Origin of the sequence: Streptomyces sp. NPDC050485 (assembly GCF_044458185.1) — a bacterium.
In the GTDB taxonomy this organism is placed as follows: domain Bacteria; phylum Actinomycetota; class Actinomycetes; order Streptomycetales; family Streptomycetaceae; genus Streptomyces.
The window spans coordinates 1-8,266 of sequence record NZ_JBITHR010000046.1; the positions used below are offsets into that span (position 1 = coordinate 1).

The following is an 8,266-nucleotide window of genomic DNA, read 5'->3' on the forward strand; positions in this document are numbered from 1 at the left end:
CCCGCGCTGCGTGCGGACCGCGCCGAGGACGTGGCGGTCACCACCGCCCTCGCTCAACTCCACGTCCACGGCACGCCCGTCGACTGGACGGCCGTGTTCGCCGGGCGCGGCGCCCGGCGCGTCGACCTGCCCACCTACGCCTTCCAGCGCGAGCACTACCGGCTGGAGACGCGGCCCGCCACAGGCGACCTCACAGGAGCCGGTCTCTGGTCGGCCGATCACCCACTGCTCGGTGCCGTCGTGACCCTGGCCGACGGTGAGGGGGTGCTGCTGACGGGCCGGGTGTCGCTCGCCACGCACCCCTGGCTCGCCGATCACGTGGTGATGGGCGCGGCGCTCCTGCCCGGAACCGCGCTCGTCGAGCTGGCGTTCCGGGCCGGCGACCAGGTGGGGTGCGGGCGGATCGAGGAACTGACGCTGGAGGCCCCGCTCGTGCTGCCCGAACAGGGCGGCGTACAGCTCCAGTTGGTCGTCGCAGGCCCCGACGCGAACGGTCGGCGCGCGGTGCGGGTGTTCTCGCGGCACGACGACGCCATGGCGGCGGACGCCTGGACCTGCCACGCGTCGGGACTGCTGTCGGCCGGTGCGGGCACCGGCCCGGACCTGAGCCCGGACGCGGCCTCGGACCCCGCGCTCACCGAGTGGCCCCCGCCCGGAGCCGAGCCGCTCGATGCCGACGCCCTGTACGACCGCATGGCGGAGCTCGGCCTGGAGTACGGGCCGGTGTTCCGCGGCGTCCGGGCCGGGTGGCGGCGCGGGGACGAGCTCTTCGCCGAGATCGCCCTGCCCGAGGGAACCGACGCCACCGGATTCGGTGTGCACCCCGCGCTGTTCGACGCGGCCCTCCACGCGGTGGCTCTCGGCGACCTGGAGGCGCGGGCCGGCGAGCCCCGGATCCCGTTCGCCTGGCACGGGGTCGGCCTCCACACGACCGGGGCCACCGGACTGCGGCTGCGCGTCACGTCTGCGGCGTCGTCCACGGCGGCAGTCGGGGAGGGCCCGGTGTCGCTGTCCCTCGGGGACGGCACGGGCCGTCCGGTGCTCTCGGTCGAGTCCCTGGACCTGCGTCCGGTGACGGCGGAGCAGCTGGCTGCCGCCGGGGGAGGCCACGGCGGCGGGCTGTTCCGGCTGGAGTGGGGTCCGGCCGACGGCTCCGGTGCCGCTACCGCCACCGACCTGCCCGTCGTCCTGCTCGACACGCTGGCCGGCCTGGCTGCCGACGGCACCCCCGTCCCGGACGTGGTGGCGGTGTCAGTGCCGGGTAGTGCGGGGGCCGACGCCGCAGCCCGGCCCGGCGCGGCCACGCAGGCGGCGCTGACCCTGGTGCAGGACTGGCTTTCGGACGAGCGGTACGCGGCGTCGCGCCTGTTGATCGTCACCCGGGGCGCCGTCGCCGTCGACCCGGCCTCCGGCGCGGACCCCGGGCAGGCCGCCGTCTGGGGGCTGGTGCGCTCGGCGCAGTCGGAGAACCCGGGCCGCTTCGTCCTCGTCGATGTCGATGTCGATGTCGAAGGCGCCGACCTGTCGGCGCTCGCCGCCGCGGCCGCCACGGGCGAGCCGCAGGTGGCGGTACGCGGAAAGGCACTGCTCGCGCCCCGACTGGTGCGGGCGGCCGAAGCGCCCACGGGCGGCGAGGCCCCCGACGCCCCGGTGTTCGCGCCGCACGGGACGGTACTGGTGACCGGCGCGTCCGGAGTGCTGGGGCGCGTGGTGGCGCGCCACCTGGTGGCCGAGCACGGCGTCCGGCGGCTGGTCCTGGCGAGCCGCCGCGGTCCCGCAGCCGACGGCGCGCAGGAGTTCGCGGCCGAGCTGGGCGGCCTGGGCGCCGTGGTGGACACCGTGGCCTGCGATGTGGCCGACCGGGAGGCGCTGGCCGGGCTGCTGGGTTCGCTGCCGGCCGCACACCCGCTGACGGGCGTGGTGCACGCGGCGGGCGTGACCGACGACGGCGTGGTGTCGGCTCTGACGCCCGAGCGGGTGCAGAGGGTGTTCGGCCCGAAGGTGGCAGGCGCCCTGCATCTGGACGAGCTGACCCGGGGCCTGGACCTGTCGGCCTTCGTGCTGTTCTCCTCGGCCGCCGGTGTCTTCGGAAACGCGGGCCAGGGCAACTACGCCGCTGCCAACGCCGCCCTGGACGCACTGGCCCACACCCGCCGCGCAGCCGGTCTGCCGGGCGTGTCGCTGGCCTGGGGCCTGTGGGCCAGCACCAGCGCACTGACCGCGACCCTGGCCGAGGCCGACCACCGGCGCATCGGCCGCTCCGGACTCGTCGCACTGGAGACGGAAGAAGGCCTCGGGCTGCTCGACAGCGCCCTGCGCTCCCCGGAGCCGCTGCTCGTACCCGTCCGCTGGGACCTGCCCGTACTGCGCGAGCAGGCCCGTGCGGGGACACTGCCCGCGCTGCTGCGGGACCTGGTCCCCGTTCCCGTGCGCCGTGCCGGGGCGGCCGTGGCCACCTCCGAGAACGGCGCCCGGTCCGCGCTGTCGGACCGGCTGCGGGGCCTGACCGAGAGCCGGCGGATCGAGCTGCTCGTCGACCTCGTACGCGCGCACGCGGCTGCCGTACTGGGCCACGGCCGCCCCGGATCCGTACAGCCGACCCAGGCGTTCCGGGAGCTCGGCTTCGACTCGCTCACCGCTGTCGAACTCCGTAACCGCCTCGTCTCGGCGACCGGCGTACGGCTGCCCGCCGGGCTGGTCTTCGACTACCCGACCCCGGACGCGCTCGCCCGCCATCTGCTCGGCCAACTGGCTGGAGCCCGCCCGGCCGGGACCGCCCGGGCGGCCACCCCGGCAGGAGGCGCCGGAGACGAGCCCATCGCCATCGTCGCCATGAGCTGCCGGTATCCCGGAGGCGTGCGGTCCCCCGAGGGCCTGTGGCGGCTGCTCTCCGCGGGCACAGACGCCATATCCGACTTCCCCGTCGACCGCGGATGGGACCTCGACCTCCTTTCCGCGAGCGGCTCCACCGGCTCCAGCGCCACCCGCAAGGGCGGGTTCCTCTACGACGCGGGGGAGTTCGACGCGGCGTTCTTCGGGATTTCGCCGCGTGAGGCGCTCGCGATGGATCCGCAGCAGCGGTTGTTGCTGGAGACGTCGTGGGAGGCGTTCGAGCGGGCCGGAATCGATCCCGCCACGCTGCGTGGTTCCCGTACCGGTGTCTTCACGGGCGTGATGTACCACGACTACGCCTCCTCACTCCAGTCGGTACCCGAGGGGGTGGAAGGTTTCCTCGGCACCGGCAACTCGGGCAGCGTCATCTCGGGCCGCCTCTCCTACACGTTCGGCCTTGAGGGCCCCGCGGTGACGGTGGACACGGCGTGCTCCTCGTCGCTCGTCGCGCTGCACCTGGCGGTCCAGGCCCTGCGCCAGGGCGAGTGCGAACTGGCCCTGGCGGGCGGTGTGACCGTCATGGCCGGCCCGGGCGCCTTCGTGGAGTTCAGCCGCCAGCGCGGGCTGGCCGCCGACGGCCGGTGCAAGGCGTTCTCCGCGAACGCCGACGGGACCGGGTGGGGCGAGGGTGTCGGCATGCTGTTGGTGGAGCGGTTGTCGGACGCGCGCCGTCACGGTCACCCGGTTTTGGCGGTGGTGCGGGGTTCGGCGGTGAATCAGGACGGTGCGTCGAATGGTCTGACGGCTCCGAATGGTCCGGCGCAGCAGCGTGTCATTGAACAGGCTCTGGCGAGTGCGGGGTTGTCGGCGGCGGATGTGGATGTGGTGGAGGCGCACGGTACGGGGACGAAGCTGGGTGACCCGATCGAGGCGCAGGCGCTGCTTGCGACGTACGGGCAAGGTCGTTCCGAGGAACGTCCGTTGTGGCTGGGTTCGTTGAAGTCGAACATCGGGCACACGCAGGCCGCTGCCGGGGTGGGCGGGGTCATCAAGATGGTGGAGGCGATGCGGCATGGTGTGCTGCCGAAGACGCTGCATGCTGACGAGCCGTCGCCGCATGTGGACTGGTCGTCCGGAGCCGTACGCCTGCTGACCGAGCCCGTCGCCTGGGCGGAAGGCGACCGGCCCCGGCGGGGAGCGGTCTCCTCGTTCGGCTTCAGCGGCACCAACGCCCACGTCGTCCTCGAACAGGCACCGGCGCCCGGGTCCGATCCGGAGGCGACGCCCGCGCCGCCGTTCGCGGCGCCCTGGGTACTGTCCGCCAAGAGCCCGGACGCGCTGCGCGAGCAGGCGCGGCGGCTCCTGTCGTACGCGAGGGAACACGTACCGGAACACGACGGAAGCCGCGCAGCGGCCGAGGTGGCGTACTCCCTGGCCACCAGCCGCACTGCCCTGGAGCACCGCGCCGCCGTTGTGGCACCGGACGCGGCGGGCACCCTGGAGGGGCTGGCGGCCCTCGCGAACGGCGACGCGTCGCGGTCCGTGGTGCAGGCCGTTGCCGTGCCCGGTGCGAAGCGAGCGTTCCTGTTCTCGGGGCAGGGGAGTCAGCGGTTGGGGATGGGGCGTGAGTTGTACGCGGCCTTCCCGGTGTTCGCCGAAGCGTTTGATGCGGTGTGTTCCGCATTGGATGCGCACCTTGAACAGCCCCTGAAAGGTGTGGTGTTCGGTGATGACGCGGAGCTGCTGAGCCAGACCACCTATACGCAGCCGGCGTTGTTCGCGGTTGAGGTGGCGTTGTTCCGGTTGGTGGAGTCGTGGGGGGTGCAGCCGGACTTCCTTGCGGGGCATTCGGTGGGTGAGTTCGCGGCTGCCCACGTGGCAGGTGTGTTCTCCCTCGAAGACGCGGCGGCTCTCGTGGCGGCTCGTGGCCGTCTGATGCAGGCGCTCCCGGGTGGGGGTGTGATGGTGGCGGTGCAGGCCTCGGAGGACGAGGTGCTGGAACTGCTGGCCGGGTACGGGGACCGTGTGGGTATCGCGGCCGTCAACGGGCCCTCGGCTGTGGTGGTTTCGGGTGCCGAGGATGCCGTGACTGCTGTGGTCGGGCAGTTGACGGCTGACGGCCGCAAGACGAAGGCGCTGTCCGTCTCGCACGCGTTCCACTCGCCGTTGATGGATCCGGTGCTGGCCGACTTCCGCAAGGTCGTGGAGACAGTCGTCTTCGACGCGCCCCGCGTGCCTCTTGTCTCCACTCTTACCGGCCACTTGGTGTCTGCGGAGGAGTTCTGTTCCGTCGATTACTGGGTGCGGCATGTCCGCGAGGCGGTTCGTTTCGCGGATGCCGTGACCTCCCTCGCCGACGAGGGCGTGAGTACGTTCCTGGAGATCGGCCCCGGCGGAGCACTCACCGCCATGGCCCAGGACTCCGTGGACGAGCACGCGGTCACGGTTCCCCTGCTGCGTGCGGACCGCGCCGAGGACCTGGCCGTCACTACCGCCCTCGCTCAACTCCACGTCCATGGAAGGGCCGTCGACTGGACGGCCGTGTTCGCCGGGCGCGGTGCCCGGCGTGTCGACCTCCCCACCTACGCCTTCCAGCGCGAGCGCTACTGGCTCGAAGCCGCCCCCGCACCCGGGAACGTCGCAGCCGCCGGACTGGCCGAGGCGGGCCATGCCCTGCTCGGAGCCGCGGTTCCGCTCGCCGACGGCGACGGACTCGTACTGACCGGGCGGTTGTCGCTCGCGACCCACCCCTGGCTTGCCGACCACGTGGTGATGGGCGCCGTACTGCTCCCCGGCACCGCCCTGGTGGACCTGGCGCTCCACGCGGGTCTCGACGAGGCCGTCGGGTGCGACCGGCTGGACGAGCTGACGCTCGGGGCCCCGCTCGTCGTGCCGGACGATGCCGCTGTCCAGGTACAGGTACGCGTCGCGGCGGCCGACGGCAACAGCCCTCGCCCGCTGGAGATCTACTCCCGTACCCAGGGGGCGCTGTCCGATGAGCCGTGGACGAGCCACGCTGTCGGAACGCTGTCGACCGCCGCGACCGCCGACACCGCTGCCCCACTGGCCGACTGGCCCCCGTCGGAGGCGGTCGCCGTCTCCGAGGAGGCACTGGACTCCCTGTACGAGCGGATGGCCGGCCTGGGGCTCGACTACGGCCCGCTGTTCCGGGGTGTGCGCGCCGCGTGGACTCGGGACGACGCGCTCTTCGCCGAGGTGGAACTGCCCCCGGGGACCGACGTGTCCGGCTTCGGTCTGCACCCTGCGTTGCTGGACGCGGCGCTGCACACCGTCGCCCTCGGCCCCGGCCTGCTCGGCCCCGATGCCGATGCGGATGCCGTGGATCAGGCACGGGTTCCGTTCTCCTGGAGCGGGGTCACGGCGCACGCCGTGCCGTCGGCAGGAGCGGTGGCGGCCCTGCGGATCCGGCTGGCCCCTGCCGGTCCGGACACGGTCTCGCTGCTGGCCGCTGACGCCACCGGCCGGAGCCGGACCTCCGTCGACTCGCTCGTCCTGCGGCCGATTTCCGCCGAGCAACTCGCTGCCGCCCAGGCCGGGCGGTCCCGGAACTCTCTGTTCCGGGTCGACTGGACCGCGCTGCCCCTGCCCCAGTCACCGGACCCGGACGCACCGCCGACCGCCGATCGCGTGGTGCTGCTCGGAACGGACGGCCCGTCCGAGACCGTACGGTCCGTGGCCCGCCGCGCGCTGGCCCTCGTACAGGAGTGGCTGACGGCACCCGACGCCGACGCGACGGATGCGCGGCGGCTCGTCATCGTGACCCGGAACGCGGTCGCCGTGGACGCCGAGGACGCGGCGCGGCTGGACCCGGCACAGGCAGCCGTGTGGGGCCTGGTCAGATCCGTCCAGGCCGAGCACCCCGAACGCCTCGTCCTGGTGGACGCGGACTCCGCACACCCGGACGGGCTGACGGCCGTACTCGCCACCGGCGAGCCGCAGTCCGCCCTCCGGGACGGCCGGGCGTTCGTGCCGAGGCTGGCACGCGCGGCCGGCGCCGGGGCTCCGGGGCTGCCGCCGTCGCTGGGGCTGAACCCGGCGGGCACCGTCCTGGTGACGGGCGCGACGGGTGCGCTCGGCCGGCTCGTGGCGAGGCACCTGGTGTCGGCGCACGGGGTGCGGCACCTGGTGCTGACCAGCCGCCGGGGACCCAACGCCGATGGCGCGTCCGCCTTCGCCGCCGAACTGGCGGCGCTGGGCGCCGAGGTGGCCACGCTGGCGTGCGACGCGGCGGACCGGGCGGCGCTCGCCGCGGTGCTCGACGGCATCCCGGCCGCGCACCCGCTGACCGGTGTGGTGCATGCCGCCGGAGTGCTCGACGACGCGCTCGTCGGCTCGCTGACGGCCGAACGGCTGGACAACGTCCTGGGGCCCAAGGCGGACGCGGCTCTCCATCTGCACGAGCTGACCCGGGACATGGACCTCGCGGCCTTCGTCCTGTTCTCCTCGCTCGCCGGTACGTTCGGCAACGCGGGCCAGGCCAACTACGCCGCGGCCAACGTCTTCCTGGACGCCCTCGCGCAGTCGCGCCGGGCGGCCGGACTCCCGGGCGTGTCGCTCGCCTGGGGCCCCTGGGCGGACGCCGGGGGCATGCACGGGATGGCCGGCGAGGTGGGCGCGGGAGCCCTCGCCCGGATGGCTCGGGCCGGGGTGTCGCCGCTCTCCCCGGACGAGGGCCTCACGCTCTTCGACACGGCGACCTCGACGGGGGCGACCGGTACCGGCCCGGACGCCGTGTTCCTGCCCGTACGGCTGAACCTCCCCGCCCTGCGCCACCGCGCCGGGACCGAGCCGCTCCCCGCTCTGCTGCGCGGCCTGGTGCGGGCGCCCGCCCGCCCGGCGCAGACCCCCGCGGCCGGGACGGTCGCACTCGCCGGGCAGCTGTCGGGGGCGTCGGACGAGAAGCGCCGGCGGATCCTGCTCGGCGTCGTCCGGGCCCAGGTCGCGGTGGTGCTGGGCCACGCCTCCTCCGAAGCGATCGGCGCCACCCAGGCATTCCGCGACCTCGGCTTCGACTCGCTGACCGCAGTCGAGCTGCGCAACCACCTCGGCGCGGTCACCGGGCTGCGCCTCCCGGCGAGCCTGTTGTTCGACTACCCCACCCCGGCGGCCCTCGCGGACCACCTCGGCGCCGCGCTGCCGGCCGCCGAGGGCGATGGGGCGGAGACGGCCCCCTCGCTGCTCTCCGAGATCCACCGCCTGGAAGCCGCGTTCGAGCGGTCCCCGTACGACGAGGGAACGCGCGCCACGGCCACTCTGCGGCTGGAGGTCCTGCTCGCGAAGTGGCGCGAAGCAGGCCGCGACACCGGCCGCGACTCCGGGAACGAAACCGCGATCGAGGTCGAAGCGGCCTCCGACGAAGAACTCTTCGATCTGCTCGACGGCGAGCTCGGCACCCACTGATCGACCGGCACGA

Annotated in this window: 1 pseudogene; it reads left to right on the forward strand. The window is 74.0% G+C overall.

Annotation, left to right across the window (positions count from 1 at the left end):
* Positions 1-30 precede the first annotated feature (30 nt).
* Positions 31-8,253, forward strand: a pseudogene (locus tag ACIBK6_RS40320) (type I polyketide synthase); the annotation flags it as partial.
* Positions 8,254-8,266 lie beyond the last annotated feature (13 nt).